The sequence below is a fragment of the Shewanella sp. SG44-6 genome (genome assembly GCF_014164185.1).
GTDB lineage: Bacteria > Pseudomonadota > Gammaproteobacteria > Enterobacterales > Shewanellaceae > Shewanella > Shewanella vesiculosa.
In genome coordinates this window covers 1-219 of the sequence record NZ_JACJER010000385.1, presented here as the reverse complement: position 1 = coordinate 219, position 219 = coordinate 1, and the positions used below count along the sequence as shown (strand labels likewise).

1 pseudogene is annotated in these 219 nt (G+C 42.5%); it reads right to left on the bottom strand.

What is annotated here, in order from left to right:
- A pseudogene (locus H5185_RS22840) lies at positions 1–219 on the bottom strand (permease); the annotation flags it as partial.

Sequence of the window (219 nt, the reverse complement as noted above, 5' to 3'; positions counted from 1 at the left end):
TAGTACTTGTTTGAAGTCCTTCCAAGTAGAGTGCCAAACTCTTATCCAACGGCTCTGAGGCTTACTTTTTGGTGCTATATCAGTAGTCGTTACTGGTTTAGTATCGCAACATGAGTTCGCAACTGCTGTCGATTTAGTTTCGCAACAGGTACTGGCAAAGGAGGAAGGTTTAGTGTCACAACATGAAGTGACAGTGTCTTCCAGAGTATAAGCTTCTTT